Origin of the sequence: Streptomyces cavernae (genome assembly GCF_004023625.1) — a bacterium.
Classification (GTDB): domain Bacteria; phylum Actinomycetota; class Actinomycetes; order Streptomycetales; family Streptomycetaceae; genus Streptomyces; species Streptomyces cavernae.
On record NZ_ML137709.1, the window covers coordinates 132439 to 147163 of the forward strand.

Sequence of the window (14725 nt, forward strand, 5' to 3'; positions counted from 1 at the left end):
GGCGCACTTTGGACCGGGCGCAAACGTGATGACAATTCCGCGGGGTGAGTGTCCGTCACCGAAAGAACGACCTGTCATCGGTCGGGAGAACGCACGGATGTCCGGGCGGTCCCGAGTGCTTCCCGCAGTTGGGGGTACCCGCAGCACGAAGCGAGACCTCGGCGAGGCAACGCCAAGGCGCGGAGAAAGGGAAGACGCAGCAAGAGGGAGGCAACCATGCCACTCACGTTCCGCAAGAGCCTACGGATCCTGCCCGGCGTGCGCCTGAACATCAACAGGCGGTCCTGGTCCATCACGACCGGGGGCAGTCGCGGGCCCCGGCACACGCACAGCAGCACGGGCCGGCGCACCACCTCCATGGACCTCCCGGGCCCCTTCGGCTGGCGCCGGACCACCAGCAGCAAACGCCCCAAGCGCCACTGAGGGGTCGTCACCCATCCGGACCCCCCGCAGTGCCCCATCTCATATCTGAGATAACCTGCCCCCATGGCAGACGACTACCTCGTACGCATCGGCAAGCTCATCCGTGACGCCAGGCAGCACCGGGGCTGGACCCAGTCCCAGCTCGCCGAAGCGCTCGGGACCAGTCAGAGTGCGGTGAATCGCATCGAACGTGGCAACCAAAACATCAGCCTTGAGATGATCGCCCGAATCGGTGAAGCCCTGGACAGTGAGATCGTCTCGCTGGGCTACGCAGGCCCGATGCATCTGCGGGTGGTCGGCGGTCGTCGTCTGTCCGGCTCCATCGACGTCAAGACCAGCAAGAACGCCTGTGTGGCGCTGCTGTGCGCGTCCCTGCTCAACAAGGGCCGGACGGTACTGCGGCGGGTCGCGCGCATCGAGGAGGTCTACCGCCTGCTGGAGGTACTCGGCTCCATCGGCGTCCGCACCCGCTGGATCAACGACGGCACCGACCTGGAGATCGTCCCCTCGGGCGAACTGCGGATGGCGGCGATCGACGCGGACGCGGCCCGCCGCACCCGCTCGATCATCATGTTCCTCGGCCCGCTGCTGCACCGCATGGACCACTTCAAGCTGCCGTACGCGGGCGGCTGCGACCTCGGCACCCGCACCGTCGAGCCGCACATGATCGCGCTGCGCCGGTTCGGCCTGGAGATCACCGCGACCGAAGGGCTCTATCACGCGCAGGTGGACCGCTCGGTCGTGCCCGACCGCCCGATCGTGCTGACCGAGCGCGGCGACACCGTGACCGAGAACGCCCTGCTGGCCGCCGCCCGGCACGACGGCACGACCGTCATCCGCAACGCGTCCTCCAACTACATGGTCCAGGACCTGTGCTTCTTCCTGGAGGCGCTGGGCGTGCGGGTGGAGGGCATCGGCACCACGACGCTCACCGTGCACGGCGTGCCCTCCATCGACGTGGACGTCGACTACTCCCCCTCCGAGGACCCGGTCGAGGCGATGAGCCTGGTGGCCGCCGCGGTGGTGACCGAGTCCGAGCTCACGGTGCGCCGGGTGCCGATCGAGTTCCTGGAGATCGAGCTCGCGGTGCTGGAGGAGATGGGCCTCGACCACGACCGGTCGGCGGAGTACTGGGCGGACAACGGCCGCACGCGGCTGGTGGACCTGACCGTGCGGCCCTCCAAGCTCGAGGCGCCGATCGACAAGATCCACCCGATGCCGTTCCCGGGCCTGAACATCGACAACGTCCCGTTCTTCGCCGCCATCGCCGCCTCCGCGCAGGGCAAGACGCTGATCCACGACTGGGTCTACGACAACCGGGCGATCTATCTGACCGATCTGAACCGGCTCGGTGGACGGCTCCAACTCCTCGACCCGCACCGGGTCCTGGTGGAGGGTCCGACTCGCTGGCGCGCGGCCGAGATGATGTGCCCGCCGGCCCTGCGACCGGCCGTGGTCGTGCTGCTCGCGATGATGGCTGCCGAGGGCACGTCCGTACTGCGGAACGTCTATGTCATCAACCGCGGCTACGAGGACCTGGCGGAGCGGCTCAACTCGGTCGGGGCGCAGATCGAGACGTTCCGGGACATCTGAGCGGAGGATTCCGCCGCCCCTGTTTGACCTGCATGCCCCCGCGCTGAGCGGCCACGCTTGACGCCGGCCCGCTCCCGGCCGGCCGGTCCGGCACGCGCGGACCACTGCCGGGGCCCGGCAGATCACCCGGATGGCGAGCGCCGTAGCCGCCGTAGCTGACGCACGCAAGCCGGGCCGGCCCGTCCGGTGCGTCGGCTCGACGGGGCCAGTGGCCGCCCAGCTGCGGCCGGGCCGTGGCGTCTCCCGCCGTTCCGCCGCTGCGGCCTTGCCGCTGACGTCTCATCATCTTCAGGGCGGAGACAGAAGTCCCGGGCGCTCCCCGTGCGTCCGAGACGGCGTCCAGGCGTTCGGGGACGGCGTCCAGGCGTTCGGGACATCGGAGGCGTCCCGTGCCGCCGCGTGGGGTTCCGCCGTCCGGGCGACGTGGTGGAACCCCGGGGCCGTTGACCCGAGTCGGCGACGTCCGTCTCTGCCGCGTACGGGAGTTGTCCGGGTGTTGTCACGCTTGTCGCCTCCCGCTGGCGATGAGTTCCGGGCGCGCGCATCGTCTTAAGTACAGCGAGGCGACGACAGAGCCGCCCGGCACTCGAAGCCACCTTGGAGGTGCGCCATGTGTACTCACCAGCCCTCGTGCGCCGCGACCGACAGCGACCGCCCGCACATCGTCGCCGCCCACCCCGAGCAGGGCTGGAACCTGCTCTGCAACGGCGCGATCGTCTTCGACGACACCGGTGAACTGCTCCCCGACGGCCAGGTCGTCGCCCCGCACCGCGTCATGGTCGCCGAGTTGGCCGTCGCCGCGTGAAGACCCTGTTCCGCCGGCTGATCCCCTACGGGAGCACCGCGAACCCGTCCAGTTCCACCCGCGCCCGTTCGTCCCAGAGGCGCACCACTCCGACGACCGCCATCGCCGGATAGTCGCGGCCCGCCAACCGCTGCCAGATACGGCCCAGTTGCGCGGTGTGCGCGCGATAGCCGGCGACATCGGTGGTGTAGACGGTCACCCGGGCCAGATCCGCGGAGGTGCCGCCCGCGGCCCGCAGGGCGGCCAGCAGATTGGCCAGGGCCTTCTCGAACTGCTCCGGGAGCGTGTCGCCCACGATCCCGCCTGCCGCGTCCAGCGCGGTCTGGCCGGCCAGGAAGACCACGCGTGAGCCGGTGGCGACGACCGCGTGCGAGAAGCCGGTCGGCGGGGAGAGACCGGGCGGGTTGACGCGTTCGGCGGTCATCGGGCGCCCTCCCTGTCGGACTCCCGGTCCCCTGGCTCCCTGCCCGGATCCCTACCGGGCTCCCCATCCGGATCCCTACCGGACGCCCCGCCCGGATCCCTGGCAGGCGCCCCGCCCGGATCCCTACCGGGTACACGGCCCGGATCCCTGTCCGACTCCTTGTACAACTCCTTGGCGATGATCGTGCGTTGGACCTCGCTCGCCCCCTCGTAGATGCGCGGTGCGCGCACCTCGCGGTAGAGGTGTTCGAGGAGATGGCCGCGGCGCAGGGCGCGGGCGCCGTGCAGTTGTACCGCCGCGTCCACCACGTACTGGGCCGTCTCGGTGGCCAGCAGTTTCGCCATCGCGGCCCGTTTGGGCATGTCCGGGGCACCCGCGTCGTGGGCGGTCGCCGCCGCGTGGACCATGAGCCGGGCCGCCTCCGTACGCAGTGCCATCTCGGCGACCTGGTGGGACACGGCCTGCAGATCCTTCAAAGGCCCGCCGAAGGCCCGCCGTCCGGCGGTGTGCGCGACCGTCGCGTCCAAGGCTGCCCGCGCCATCCCGACCGCGAAGGCGCCGACGCTCGGGCGGAAGACGTTGAGGGTGTCCATGGCGACGCGGAAGCCACGGTCCACCGCGCCGAGGACGTCGTCCGCCGTCACCGGCACCTCGTCGAAGCGGAGGGTGCCGATCGGGTGCGGACAGAGCATGTCGATGGTGGTGCCGGTGAGCCCGGGCCGGTCCGCGGGCACCAGGAAGGCGGTCACCCCGCGGGCGCCCGCGCCGGGTGTGGTCCGCGCGAAGACGGTGTAGAAGTCGGCGTCGGGAGCGTTGGAGATCCAGCACTTCTCGCCGGTGAGCCGCCAGCCCCGGACCGCCCCGGCACGGTGGGGCCCGGCCCTCAACTCCAGGGCCGCCGCGTCCGATCCCGCCCCCGGCTCGCTCAGCGCGAAGGCGGCCACCGCGCTGCCCTCGATCACCCGGGGGAGCCAGCGCTCCCGTTGGGCGGGGGTGCCGTGCGCGTGGACCGGGTGTGCGCCCAGGCCCTGGAGGGCGAGGGCCGTCTCGGCCTCCGTGCACGCGTACGCGAGGGACTCCCGCATCAGGCACAGATCCAGCGCGCTTGAGGAGAACAGCCGCTCCAGCAGGCCGAGTCGGCCCAGTTCGACGACGAGGGGACGGTTGACGCGGCCCGGCTCCGACTTCTCGGCGAGCGGGCGCAGCCGGTCCGCCGCGAGGCCGCGCAACCTGTTGCACCACGCCTCCTGGTCCGGATCGAGCGAGAAAGCGGTCATCGGCCGTTCGTCCTCTCTCCCTGGCGGACTCAGCTCCGACGTTATCGCGCATGATTGACTGTCGTCACCAAGTCGATACGCTCCAAGGGCGAGCCCACCACGACAAGGGGGCGCACCGCTATGGAATCCAAGGACGGCACCGTCGGCACGACCGGCACCGCCTCGGCCCACATCGACACCTTCGCGCGCGACCGTCTGCCACCCCCGGACCAGTGGCCGGAGCTCCGCTTCGACCTGCCGGAGCTGCGCTATCCGGACCGGCTCAACTGCGCCGTGGAGCTCCTGGACCGCACGGTCGAGCGGTTCGGCCCCGGGCGGCCGGTGTTCCGCACGTCGACCGGGGACCCGTGGTCGTACGGAACCCTCCGACGGCACGTCGACCGGATCGCCCACGTCCTCACCTGCGAACTCGGTGTCGTGCCCGGAAACCGGGTGCTGCTGCGCGGTCCCACGACCCCCTGGCTGGCGGCCTGCTGGCTCGCCGTGCTGAAGGCCGGCGCCGTCGCCGTCACCGTGCTGGCCCAGCAGCGCCCCCACGAGCTGGCCACGATGTGCGGGATCGCCCGGGTCACGCACGCACTGTGCGACATCCGCTCCGTCGACGACCTGGTGAAGGCGGAGGTCCCCGGACTGCGCATCACCACGTACGGCGGGGACGCACCCGACGACCTGTTACGCCGGAGCGCGCCCGAGGAGCCGTACCCGGCCGTCGCGACCGCCGCGGACGACGTCGCGCTCATCGCCTTCACCTCCGGCACCACCGGGCGCCCGAAGGGGTGCATGCACCTCCACCGTGACGTCCTCGCCATCGCGGACACCTTCTCGCGGCACGTGCTGCGCCCGCATGCCGACGACGTCTTCGCGGGCAGTCCCCCGCTGGGCTTCACCTTCGGGCTCGGCGGTCTGGTGGTGTTCCCCATGCGGGCCGGCGCGAGCGCGCTGCTGCTCGAACAGGCAGGCCCCGGGCAGCTGTTGCCCGCGCTGGCCGAACACCGGGTGTCGGTACTGTTCACCGCGCCGACCGCGTACCGCGCGATGCTGTCCGACCTGGACGCGCACGACACCGGCTCGCTCAGGCGCTGTGTCTCGGCCGGTGAGAACCTGCCCGCGGCGACCTGGCAGTCCTGGTACGAGCGGACCGGGCTGAGGATCATCAACGGCATCGGCGCCACCGAACTGCTGCACATCTTCATCTCCGCGGCCGACGAGGAGATCCGGCCGGGGACCACGGGAGTTCCCGTGCCGGGCTGGCACGCGCGCGTGGTCGACGGTTCGGGTGCGCCGGTCCCGGACGGCGAGCCGGGACTGCTCGCGGTGAAGGGCCCCGTCGGCTGCCGCTATCTGGCCGACCCCCGGCAGCGGGAGTACGTACGGGACGGCTGGAACATCACCGGCGACACCTACATACGCGAACCGGACGGCTACTTCCGCTATGTCGCCCGCGCCGACGACATGATCATCTCGGCCGGGTACAACATCGCGGGCCCGGAGGTCGAGGAGGCGCTGCTGCGCCACCCCGACGTGATGGAGGCCGCGGTGGTCGGGCGGCCCGACGAGGCGCGCGGGCAGGTCGTGGTCGCGTACGCCGTACTGCGCCCGGGAACGCCCCGGGACGCGGACGCGCTGCGCGCCTTCGTCAAGGCGGAGCTGGCACCGTACAAATGCCCCCGCGAGATCGTCTTCCTGGACGCCCTGCCGCGGACCGCCACGGGGAAGCTGCAGCGGTTCCGGCTGCGCACTGACGGTGCGAAGGGCACGGACGGCACGGAGCGTCCGGAGGGTACAGACGGTACTGACGCTAGGGACACCGCCTCGTTGTCCACAGGCGACGGGAGCGGGTTGTCCACAGGCGACCGTCCCGGGTGACCTACGAGCCCTAGAGTGATCACGTGTCCGAGCAGCACGCCCCCCGGTCCCTCATCGTCACCTTCTACGGCGCGTACGGCCGCTTCATGCCCGGTCCGGTGCCCGTGGCCGAGCTGATCCGGCTGCTCGGCGCCGTCGGGGTGGACGCGCCGTCGGTGCGGTCGGCGGTGTCGCGGCTGAAGCGCCGCGGACTGCTGGTGCCGGCGCGTACGGAGACGGGCGCCGCCGGGTACGCGCTGTCGCCCGAGGCACGCCAGCTGCTCGAGGACGGCGACCGGCGGGTGTACGCGACGGCATCACCGAAGGACACGGGCTGGGTGCTCGCGGTGTTCTCGGTCCCGGAGGCCGAGCGGCACAAGCGGCACGTCCTGCGCTCGCGGCTGGCCGGGCTGGGCTTCGGCACCGCGGCCCCCGGCGTGTGGATCGCCCCGGCCCGGCACTACGAGGAGACCCGGCACACCCTGCGGCGACTGCGCCTGGACGGGTACGTCGACCTCTTCCGCGGCGAACACCTCGGCTTCGCGGCGACGTCCGAGGCGGTGGCCCGCTGGTGGGACCTGCCCGCCATCGCAGAGCAGCACGAGGCGTTCCTCGACCGCCACGCACCGGTGCTGCGGCGGTGGGAGTCCCGCGCGGACACCCCCGCGGACGAGGCGTACGCGGACCATCTGCGCGCGCTGGACTCCTGGCGCCACCTCCCGTACGCCGACCCCGGACTGCCCGCGGGCCTGCTCCCCGGCAGCTGGCCGGGCTACCGCTCGGCGGCGGTCTTCCGGGCGCTGCACGAGCGGCTGCGGGAGGCGGGCGCGGAATTCGCCGGCGCGCAGGCCGGCACGGCGGCAGCCGGACGGGTGTGAGATGTGACCTGGTCAGGGCCTGTGCAGCGGCCGTGTAAGAAGTCTCACAGCCGTGACCTCAGTGACATCCGCGGTCGCTAAGACAACCCTTAGGTTTCTCCTTCCGTCTTCTCAGAATTCTTACCTAGGGTCGTGACGCATGAGTCTGATGCGCAGTCTGAACCGGGCGCTCACCGCCACGACAGGGCTCCAGGTACGGAAGGCCACTCCGGCCGCTCCGGCTGCTTTGCCGAAGTCCGGGGCCACGTCCGCGGGGCCCGCCCAGGGGCCTGCCGCGGCGTACCGATGTCCGGCGCCCGAGGACCTCCGGACCGACCGGCTGCTGCGTCAACCGGTCTTCATCATGTCTCCGGTGCGCTCGGGCTCGACCCTGCTGAGGATGCTGCTCAACGCCCACTCGCGGCTGCATTCCCCGCACGAGCTGCACATACGCCGCCTGGAAGTCGGCTACGGCAGCAAGCTCTCGCAGAAGGCCATGACCGCCCTGGACCTGGAGCGCGGCGATCTGGAACATCTGCTGTGGGACCGTGTCCTGCACCGCGAGCTGGTCAAGTCCGGCAAGGACTTCATCGTCGATAAGACGCCCAGCAACGCCTTCGTCTACCAGCGTCTGCGCGACTGCTGGCCCGACGCCCGCTTCGTTTTCCTGCTGCGCCACCCCGTCTCCATCGCCCGGTCGTGGCACGAGGGCGACCCCGACAAGCGGACCTACGAGGAGGCGGCGGCCGACGCGCTGCGCTACATGAAGGCCGTCGAGAAGGCCCGGGGCGGGCTGACCGGCTTTCACACCCTGCGCTACGAGGACCTCACCCAGGGCCCCCAGGCCGAGCTGCGCCGGATGTGCGCCTTCCTCGACGTCGACTTCGAGCCCATGATGCTGGACTACGGCAAGCGCGACGACTCCCAGGTGGTGAAGGGACTCGGCGACTGGCGCGACAAGATCCGCTCCGGCACGGTGCAGGCCGGGCGCGCGCTGCCCCGCGAGGAGGAGATCCCCGAGATCCTGCGGCCCATGTGTGCCGCCTGGGGCTACTCGTCGTGAAGTCGCATGCGGAGGTCGCGGAGGTCTGGCCCCGCGACGGACTGGTACGGCTGGTCGGGCACATCTACGGACGGCCCGTACGGGACGAAGACGAATGGCGGCTTTTGCTGGTGCTTCGCTGCGGCGAGCAGCGGCTGCACTACCAGGTCGCGCTGGAGGAGAACCGCTTCGAGAGCGAGCTGCCGATCACCGACCTGAGGAAGGCGGACCCGGCATCCGTAGAGGAGTGGGACCTCCATCTCACCGAAGGCACGGCCGAACTGCGGGTGGGCCGCCACCTCGACGACATCCGCGGCAAGAAGAGGATCATGGTCTATCCGGAACAGCGGCTGGCGGACTTCAGCGTCCGGCCCTACTTCACCGTCAACGACAACCTCTCCCTGGAGTGCCGCACGGAGGTCGCGTCATGACGGCCGACCGCCTGCCCGTCCGGCCGGCCGACGGCCCGCCGCGCCATCGTCCGAAGGTCCGCTATCTGCTGCTGCACGCCTACGGCCGCGGCGGCACCATCCGCACCGTGATGAACCAGACCAACTCGCTGGTCGCCGCCGGCTGGGAGGTCGAGCTGGTGAGCGCGATCCGACGCCGCGACGACCTTCAGTTCCCCCTCGACGAACGCGTCCGCGTCTCCACCGTCGTCGATCTGCGCGACGACGCTTACGTCCGGCCCATCGGCCTCATCGAGCGCTGGCAGGAGTGGCGCAAGGGCCGACTGCTCGCGGAGCCGCCCCGGGCCGTCCCGCCCGGCGAGTTCGGCTACCGCCATTTCAACCGTTACGTGGAGCAGCAGCTCGCCCGCTATCTGAGGACGCTGCGGGACGGCGTGCTCGTCACCACCCGGCCCGCGCTGAACCTCCTGGCCGCCGAGCACGCCGCGGGCGGGGTGATCCGGGTGGCTCAGGAGCACATGAACCACGGCACGCACAAGCGCGACGTGCAGGAACGCATCCGGGAGAGCTACCCGAGCTTCGACGCGGTCGCCGTGCTGACCGAACGCGACCGCGAGGAGTACGCGCGGCTGCTGCCCGGCACCCGGGTGGTGCGCATACCGAACGCCGTGCACTCACTGGACCAGGTCCCCTCCGACCACCGGTCGAAGATCGCGGTCGCGGCCGGGCGGCTCTTCCCCCAGAAGGGCTTCGACATCCTCATCCCGGCGTGGGCGAAGCTCGTGGAGACGTACCCGGACTGGCAGCTGCGGATCTACGGCAGCGGCGAGAAGAAGGCGCAGCTGCGGGAGCTCGTCGACAAGCACCACCTCTACAACCACGTCTTCCTGATGGGCCACACCGACCGGCTCGACGACGAACTCGCCAAGGCCTCCTTCTACGTGCTCAGTTCCCGCTTCGAAGGGCTGCCGATGGTGATGATCGAGGCGATGAGCCATGCGCTGCCGGTGGTCGGCTTCGACTGCCCGACCGGGCCGTCCGACGTGCTCACCCACGGCGTCGACGGTCTGCTCGTCCCGCCCGAGGACCCCGACGCCCTCGCCGAGGCCATGGGCAAGCTCATGGGCGACCGGGCGCTGCGCGCCGACATGGGCATGGCCGCCGTGATGACGGCCGCCTCCTACGGGCCGGACGCCGTGCACCCGCGGTGGGAAGCCCTCTTCACCGAACTCCACCGGCTCCACCGGCTTGACCGGCTCCCCGAAGGGCGCGGCGCACGGGGCGACGCCACGGCAGGGCGGCAGGCGCACGCCGCCGCGGAAGGACCGCTCGCATGACCACCACGGCAAGGGCGCAGGGTGCCACCGTCTGGCTCACCGGCCTGCCGAGCGCGGGCAAGACCACGATCGCCCGGACGCTCGCGGCCGGCTGCGGTCCGAGGGCCACCGCGTTGAGGTCCTCGACGGCGACGAGATCCGCCGCTTCCTGTCGGCCGGGCTCGGCTTCAGCCGCGAGGACCGCAACACCAATGTCCAGCGCGTCGGGCCGGTCGCCGAGGTTCTCGCCCGCAACGGGGTGCTGGCGGTGGTGCCGGTGATCGCGCCGTACGCGGACAGCCGGGAGGCGGTGCGGGGGGGGACACGAGGCGAGCGCCACACCGTACTTCGAGGTGCATGTGGCCACCCGGTCGAGGTGTGTGCCGAAGGCGATGTGAAAGGGGCTGTACGCGCGCCAGGCCGCGGGTCAGCCGATCGGGCTCACGGGCGTCGACGACCCCCACGAGCCCCCGGTCGACCCCGCGGTCGCGCTGCACACGCGGCACCAGACGCCGGAGGAGTCCGCGGGGCTGGTGTACCGGGCGCCGGCCGACCGGGGGATCGTGTGTCGGGCCATTCGCCCGCCGCGCACCGGCCCGCCCACGAAGGCGTCAACCCCCCAGTGTGAGCCGGGGTTTGGGAGTGTCGGTGCGCCCCGTCCGCGGGCGTCTGCTCCCGGCGCGGTAGGGCGCGGGCCAGGTGACGCCCGGCCCGGTGTAGCCCTGCTCGGCCGCCGCGTGCAGCGTCCAGTTCGGGTCGTAGAGGTGTGGCCGGGCGAGGGCGCACAGGTCCGTACGGCCCGCGAGGACGAGCGAGTTGACGTCGTCCCAGGACGAGATGGCGCCGACGGCGATCACCGGGACGCCGGTCTCGTTGCGGATGCGGTCGGCGTACGGGGTCTGGTACGAGCGCCCGTACTCGGGCCGTTCGTCCGGGACGACCTGGCCGGTCGACACGTCGATGGCGTCGGCGCCGTGCGCGGCGAAGGCCCGGGCGATCGCGACGGCGTCCTCGGCGGTGGTCCCGCCGTCGGCCCAGTCGGTGGCGGAGATCCGTACGGTCATCGGCCGTTCCTCGGGCCACACCGCCCGTACTGCGTCGAAGACCTCCAGCGGGAAGCGCAGCCGGTCGGTGAGCGTGCCACCGTAGGCGTCCGTGCGCCGGTTGGTCAGCGGGGACAGGAAACCGGACAGCAGGTAGCCGTGCGCGCAGTGCAGTTCCAGCAGGTCGAAGCCACAGCGCACGGCCCGCCGCGCGGCCGAGACGAACTGGTCCCGGATGTGCCCGAGTTGGCGTTCGGACAGCTCGTGCGGTGTCTGGTTCCCGGGCCGGTAGGGGATCGGGGAGGCGGCCACGAGCGCCCAGTTGCCCTCCTGGAGGGGTTGGTCGATGCCCTCCCACATCAGCCGGGTGGAGCCCTTGCGCCCGGAGTGGCCGAGCTGGACCCCGACGGCGGTGTCCGGGGCCCGGGTGTGCACGAAGTCGACGATCCGGCGCCAGGCCGTGGCCTGTTCGGGGGTGTAGAGCCCCGCGCAGCCCGGGGTGATCCGCCCTTGCGGGCTGACGCACACCATCTCGGTCATCACCAGTCCGGCGCCGCCGAGAGCCCGGGCGCCCAGGTGCACGAGGTGGAAGTCGCCGGGTACGCCGTCCACCGCCGAGTACATGTCCATGGGGGACACGACGACCCGGTTCCGCAGGGTCAGTCCGCGCAGCCGGAAGGGGGTGAACATCGGCGGGGTGTCCGGCGGACAGCCGAACTCGCGCTCCACGGCGGCGGTGAAGCGCCTATCGCGCAACTGGAGGTTGTCGTGAGTGACGCGGCGGCTGCGGGTGAGCAGGTTGAAGGCGAACTGACGCGGCGGCTGGTCCAGGTAGAGCCCGAGGTTCTCGAACCACTCCAGGCTGGCGCGGGCGGCCCGCTGGGTGGAGGCGACGACGGGCCGCCGTTCCTCCTCGTAGGCGGCCAGGGCCCGCTGAAGGGTGGGGTGTTCCCGTAAACAGGCGGCCAGCGCCAGCGCGTCCTCGACGGCGAGCTTGGTGCCCGAGCCGATGGAGAAGTGGGCGGTGTGCGCGGCGTCCCCGATGAGGACGAGATTGCCGTGCGACCAGCGTTCGTTGACGACGGTGCGGAAGGTGGTCCACACCGAGTTGTTGGACCGGAGGGGTCGGCCGCCCAGCGCCTCGGCGAAGATCTTCGCGCAGCGTTCGACGGACTCGGCCGTCCCGAGTTCCGCGAAGCCGGCCGCCCGCCAGACCTCTTCGCGCATCTCGACGATGACGGTGGAGGCGCCGGATCGGTTCTGTATCCCGGAGGGACTCGTTGCGGGGCGGTGGTCGGGCGACGGGCGGGAGTACGGGTATCCGTGCAGTTGCATCACGCCGTGTTCCGTTTCGGCGATCTCGAAGCGGAAAGCGTCGAAGGCGAAGTCGGCGGCGAGCCAGATGTAGCGGCAGCGGTGCCGGGTGACCGAGGGCCGGAACACCTCGGCGTACGCCTCGCGGGTGGTGCTGTGCACGCCGTCGGCGGCGATGACGAGGTCGTACGTGCGCGTGAGCCGGGCCGGGTCCGGCGCCCGCGTCCGGAACCGCAACTCCACACCCAGCGAGCGGCACCGTTCGTGGAGGATCCCCAGCAGCCGGCGCCGGCCGAGCGCGGCGAAGCCGTGGCCGCCGGAGGTGTGGCGGGCTCCGCGGTGCACGACGTCGATGTCGTCCCAGCGCACGAACTCGTCCCGCAGCGCCGCGTACACCACCGGGTCGGCGTGCTCGATCCCCCCGAGGGTCTCGTCGGAGAGGACGACGCCGAAGCCGAAGGTGTCGTCGGGCGCGTTGCGCTCCCAGACGGTGACCTCCCGGGCCGGATCGAGCCGCTTGAGCAGGGCGGCGGCGTACAGGCCGCCGGGGCCGCCACCGACGACGGCGACGCGCGGCGGACGCCCGCCGCCCCCGGGCGGCACGGCTACCTCCCCCGCCACTTCGGGGCACGCTTCTCGGTGAACGCCGCGTGGAACTCGGCGTAGTCCTCCCCGTTCATCAGCAGCGCCTGGGTCGCGGCGTCCAGTTCGACCGCGGCCGCGAGCGGCATGTCGAGTTCGGCGGTGAGCAGTGCCTTGGTCTGGGCGTAGGCGAGCGCGGGGCCCTCGGCGAGCCGGCGGGCGAGGGCGTGGGCCGCCTCGTCCGCGTGCCCGTCCTCGGCCAGTTCGCTGATCAGGCCGATCCGCTCGGCCTCCGGAGCACGCACCGGTTCGCCCAGCATGAGCAGCCGCGTGGCGTGTCCGAGTCCGACGACCCGGGGCAGCAGATACGCGGCCCCCATGTCGCCGCCGGAGAGCCCGACGCGGGTGAACAGGAACGCGAACCGGGCGGAGGGGTCGGCGACCCGGAAGTCGGCCGCCAGCGCGAGCACCGCCCCGGCGCCCGCGGCCACCCCGTGCACCGCGGCGATCACGGGGAACGGACACTCCCGCAGGGCCCGTACGACCTGCCCGGTCATGCGGTTGAAGTCGAGCAGACGGGAGGTGTCCATCGACAGCGTGGCGCCGATGATCTCGTCGACGTCGCCGCCGGAGCAGAACCCGCGCCCCTCCCCTGCCAGGACCAGCGCCCGCACGGACTTCTCTCGGGACAGTTCGGCGAGCAGATCGCGCAGGTCGGCGTAGGCGCCGAAGGTGAGCGCGTTGAGCTTCTCGGGGCGGGCGAGGGTGACGGTGGCGACGCCGTCGGCCAGGGCGCAGCGCAGGTGCCGCCAGCCGGGGGTGCGGGCGGCCGAGCCGGTGAAGGGACTCATCAGGTGCGGCCTCCTCGGCGCTCGGGCGTGCCGGCGGCCGCCGGTGGGGGCGGCGTTCGGGCGGGGCGGCGTTCGGGCGGGGCGGCGTTCGGGCGGGGCGGCGGTCCACGGGGGCGGTCCAGGCAGGGGTCCAGGCAGCGGCGGCCGGCCTCGACCACGGCCGGCTTCGAAGGTATCACCGTTCTGTGACTATCGTCAGGAGCACGCAATAGGACTGAGGGAGCCGTCATGGCCCTGTCGAGAAACCGTCAGGGGGTCACGGCTCGTCGACATCCCGGTAACGGTGCATCGAACGGCGCTGGGCGGGGCGTTGTCCTGGGTACGGAGCCGGTACCGGACAGGGCGGCGGCGGCCGGGCCAGAAGGTCGATGAAGATCTTGTAGGGCGGAACGTCCCGAATGCACCCCGCCGATCGCCTCTGTCCGGGTGCGCCGTACCATCACTGAACGTCGAAAGCAGGACCACCTGCTCCATGAACGGACCGACCTTGCACGAACCCTCCGCTCCCGCCTCCTGGCGCATCGCGCTCCCGCACACGGCCGCGGCCGTGCCCGTCGCGCGCGCCCTGGTCCGTACGGCCCTGGCCGACCTCGAGTACGCCGCGGACAGCGACACCGCCGAGCTGCTCACCGCCGAACTGGTCGCCAACGCCGTGGAGCACACCTCGGGCGACGCCCCGATAGAGCTGGTCGTGGAGATGCTGCCGTACGGCTGCCAGGTGGAGGTGCACGACCCCGACCCCGCGCCGCCCGGCGACCTCACCGTCCCACTGCCGTCCGGCGAGCCGGATCCGTGGCAGGAGCACGGGCGGGGCCTGCTGCTGATCCGCACCCTCAGCGCGTCCTGCGGCCACCGCCCCACCGAGTCGGGCAAGGCGGTGTGGTTCCGCCTGCCCTTCGTCCCCCGGCAGCGCGGGCCTCTGTAGGCGGGCCGCAGCGCGGGC

General features: G+C 71.8%; 15 protein-coding genes. 11 read left to right on the forward strand and 4 right to left on the reverse strand.

What is annotated here, in order from left to right; genetic code table 11:
* Positions 1-216: 216 nt before the first annotated feature.
* The 3 genes from EF387_RS02635 to EF387_RS02645 all read left to right on the forward strand — a co-directional run bounded on the left by EF387_RS02635 (position 217) and on the right by EF387_RS02645 (position 2821).
* Positions 217-423, forward strand: coding sequence for a DUF4236 domain-containing protein (locus EF387_RS02635; RefSeq protein ID WP_128374823.1), 207 nt, complete (start codon positions 217-219; stop codon positions 421-423).
* A 63-nt stretch (positions 424-486) separates the two neighbouring features.
* On the forward strand, positions 487-2016 hold the full coding sequence (locus tag EF387_RS02640) for a helix-turn-helix domain-containing protein (RefSeq protein ID WP_128374824.1): 1530 nt from the start codon (positions 487-489) through the stop codon (positions 2014-2016).
* Between the two features lie 610 nt (positions 2017-2626).
* On the forward strand, positions 2627-2821 hold the full coding sequence (locus EF387_RS02645) for a DUF5999 family protein (protein WP_128374825.1): 195 nt from the start codon (positions 2627-2629) through the stop codon (positions 2819-2821).
* Between the two features lie 25 nt (positions 2822-2846).
* On the opposite strand, the gene EF387_RS02650 is transcribed toward EF387_RS02645, so the two are convergent.
* Both EF387_RS02650 and EF387_RS02655 read right to left on the reverse strand, forming a co-directional pair.
* Positions 2847-3245, reverse strand: coding sequence for a RidA family protein (locus EF387_RS02650; protein ID WP_128374826.1), 399 nt, complete (start codon positions 3243-3245; stop codon positions 2847-2849).
* Positions 3242-4522 (reverse strand): acyl-CoA dehydrogenase family protein, encoded by a 1281-nt coding sequence (locus EF387_RS02655; RefSeq protein WP_128374827.1) that lies wholly within the window; start codon positions 4520-4522, stop codon positions 3242-3244. The genes EF387_RS02650 and EF387_RS02655 overlap by 4 nt, the downstream gene beginning before the upstream one ends.
* A gap of 120 nt (positions 4523-4642) precedes the next feature.
* Here EF387_RS02655 and EF387_RS02660 point away from each other — a divergent pair, with 120 nt between their 5' ends.
* The 7 genes from EF387_RS02660 to EF387_RS02685 all read left to right on the forward strand — a co-directional run bounded on the left by EF387_RS02660 (position 4643) and on the right by EF387_RS02685 (position 10620).
* Positions 4643-6388: an AMP-binding protein gene (locus tag EF387_RS02660; protein WP_128374828.1), complete on the forward strand. Its 1746-nt coding sequence runs from the start codon at positions 4643-4645 to the stop codon at positions 6386-6388.
* A gap of 23 nt (positions 6389-6411) precedes the next feature.
* Positions 6412-7245, forward strand: a complete 834-nt coding sequence (locus EF387_RS02665; RefSeq protein WP_128374829.1) for a PaaX family transcriptional regulator — start codon at positions 6412-6414, stop codon at positions 7243-7245.
* A gap of 139 nt (positions 7246-7384) precedes the next feature.
* Positions 7385-8287, forward strand: coding sequence for a sulfotransferase family protein (locus EF387_RS02670; protein WP_128374830.1), 903 nt, complete (start codon positions 7385-7387; stop codon positions 8285-8287).
* Positions 8284-8697: a hypothetical protein gene (locus tag EF387_RS02675; RefSeq protein ID WP_128374831.1), complete on the forward strand. Its 414-nt coding sequence runs from the start codon at positions 8284-8286 to the stop codon at positions 8695-8697. Before EF387_RS02670 ends, EF387_RS02675 begins: the two co-directional genes overlap by 4 nt.
* Positions 8694-10013 carry a glycosyltransferase family 4 protein gene (locus EF387_RS02680; protein WP_202918126.1) on the forward strand — a complete coding sequence of 440 codons (1320 nt, stop codon included), beginning with the start codon at positions 8694-8696 and terminating at the stop codon, positions 10011-10013. The genes EF387_RS02675 and EF387_RS02680 overlap by 4 nt, the downstream gene beginning before the upstream one ends.
* The gene (locus EF387_RS49360) at positions 10010-10273 is read left to right on the forward strand and encodes an adenylyl-sulfate kinase (protein WP_274388918.1); all 264 of its coding nucleotides are present in this window, start codon (positions 10010-10012) and stop codon (positions 10271-10273) included. Before EF387_RS02680 ends, EF387_RS49360 begins: the two co-directional genes overlap by 4 nt.
* Positions 10162-10620 (forward strand): adenylyl-sulfate kinase, encoded by a 459-nt coding sequence (locus tag EF387_RS02685; RefSeq protein ID WP_274388919.1) that lies wholly within the window; start codon positions 10162-10164, stop codon positions 10618-10620. Before EF387_RS49360 ends, EF387_RS02685 begins: the two co-directional genes overlap by 112 nt.
* Here EF387_RS02685 and EF387_RS02690 read toward each other — a convergent pair.
* Positions 10604-12970: a bifunctional salicylyl-CoA 5-hydroxylase/oxidoreductase gene (locus EF387_RS02690; protein ID WP_128374832.1), complete on the reverse strand. Its 2367-nt coding sequence runs from the start codon at positions 12968-12970 to the stop codon at positions 10604-10606. The two genes, EF387_RS02685 and EF387_RS02690, sit on opposite strands and share 17 nt — an antisense overlap.
* A complete protein-coding gene (locus EF387_RS02695; protein ID WP_128374833.1) occupies positions 12955-13782 on the reverse strand; it encodes an enoyl-CoA hydratase family protein in 828 nt (275 codons plus the stop codon). Before EF387_RS02695 ends, EF387_RS02690 begins: the two co-directional genes overlap by 16 nt.
* A 472-nt stretch (positions 13783-14254) precedes the next feature.
* Between EF387_RS02695 and EF387_RS02700 the strand changes: the two genes are divergently transcribed.
* The gene (locus EF387_RS02700) at positions 14255-14707 is read left to right on the forward strand and encodes an ATP-binding protein (RefSeq protein ID WP_128374834.1); all 453 of its coding nucleotides are present in this window, start codon (positions 14255-14257) and stop codon (positions 14705-14707) included.
* Positions 14708-14725 lie beyond the last annotated feature (18 nt).

Bases quoted from the DNA above. Each gene is read 5' to 3' on its own strand.
- EF387_RS02650 (WP_128374826.1), bottom strand. From the start codon at position 3,245: ATGACCGCCGAACGCGTCAACCCGCCCGGTCTCTCCCCGCCGACCGGC.
- EF387_RS02640 (WP_128374824.1), top strand. From the start codon at position 487: ATGGCAGACGACTACCTCGTACGCATCGGCAAGCTCATCCGTGACGCC.
- EF387_RS02635 (WP_128374823.1), top strand. From the start codon at position 217: ATGCCACTCACGTTCCGCAAGAGCCTACGGATCCTGCCCGGCGTGCGC.
- EF387_RS02670 (WP_128374830.1), top strand. From the start codon at position 7,385: ATGAGTCTGATGCGCAGTCTGAACCGGGCGCTCACCGCCACGACAGGG.
- EF387_RS02660 (WP_128374828.1), top strand. From the start codon at position 4,643: ATGGAATCCAAGGACGGCACCGTCGGCACGACCGGCACCGCCTCGGCC.
- EF387_RS02655 (WP_128374827.1), bottom strand. From the start codon at position 4,522: ATGACCGCTTTCTCGCTCGATCCGGACCAGGAGGCGTGGTGCAACAGG.
- EF387_RS02645 (WP_128374825.1), top strand. From the start codon at position 2,627: ATGTGTACTCACCAGCCCTCGTGCGCCGCGACCGACAGCGACCGCCCG.
- EF387_RS02695 (WP_128374833.1), bottom strand. From the start codon at position 13,782: ATGAGTCCCTTCACCGGCTCGGCCGCCCGCACCCCCGGCTGGCGGCAC.
- EF387_RS02680 (WP_202918126.1), top strand. From the start codon at position 8,694: ATGACGGCCGACCGCCTGCCCGTCCGGCCGGCCGACGGCCCGCCGCGC.
- EF387_RS02700 (WP_128374834.1), top strand. From the start codon at position 14,255: ATGAACGGACCGACCTTGCACGAACCCTCCGCTCCCGCCTCCTGGCGC.
- EF387_RS49360 (WP_274388918.1), top strand. From the start codon at position 10,010: ATGACCACCACGGCAAGGGCGCAGGGTGCCACCGTCTGGCTCACCGGC.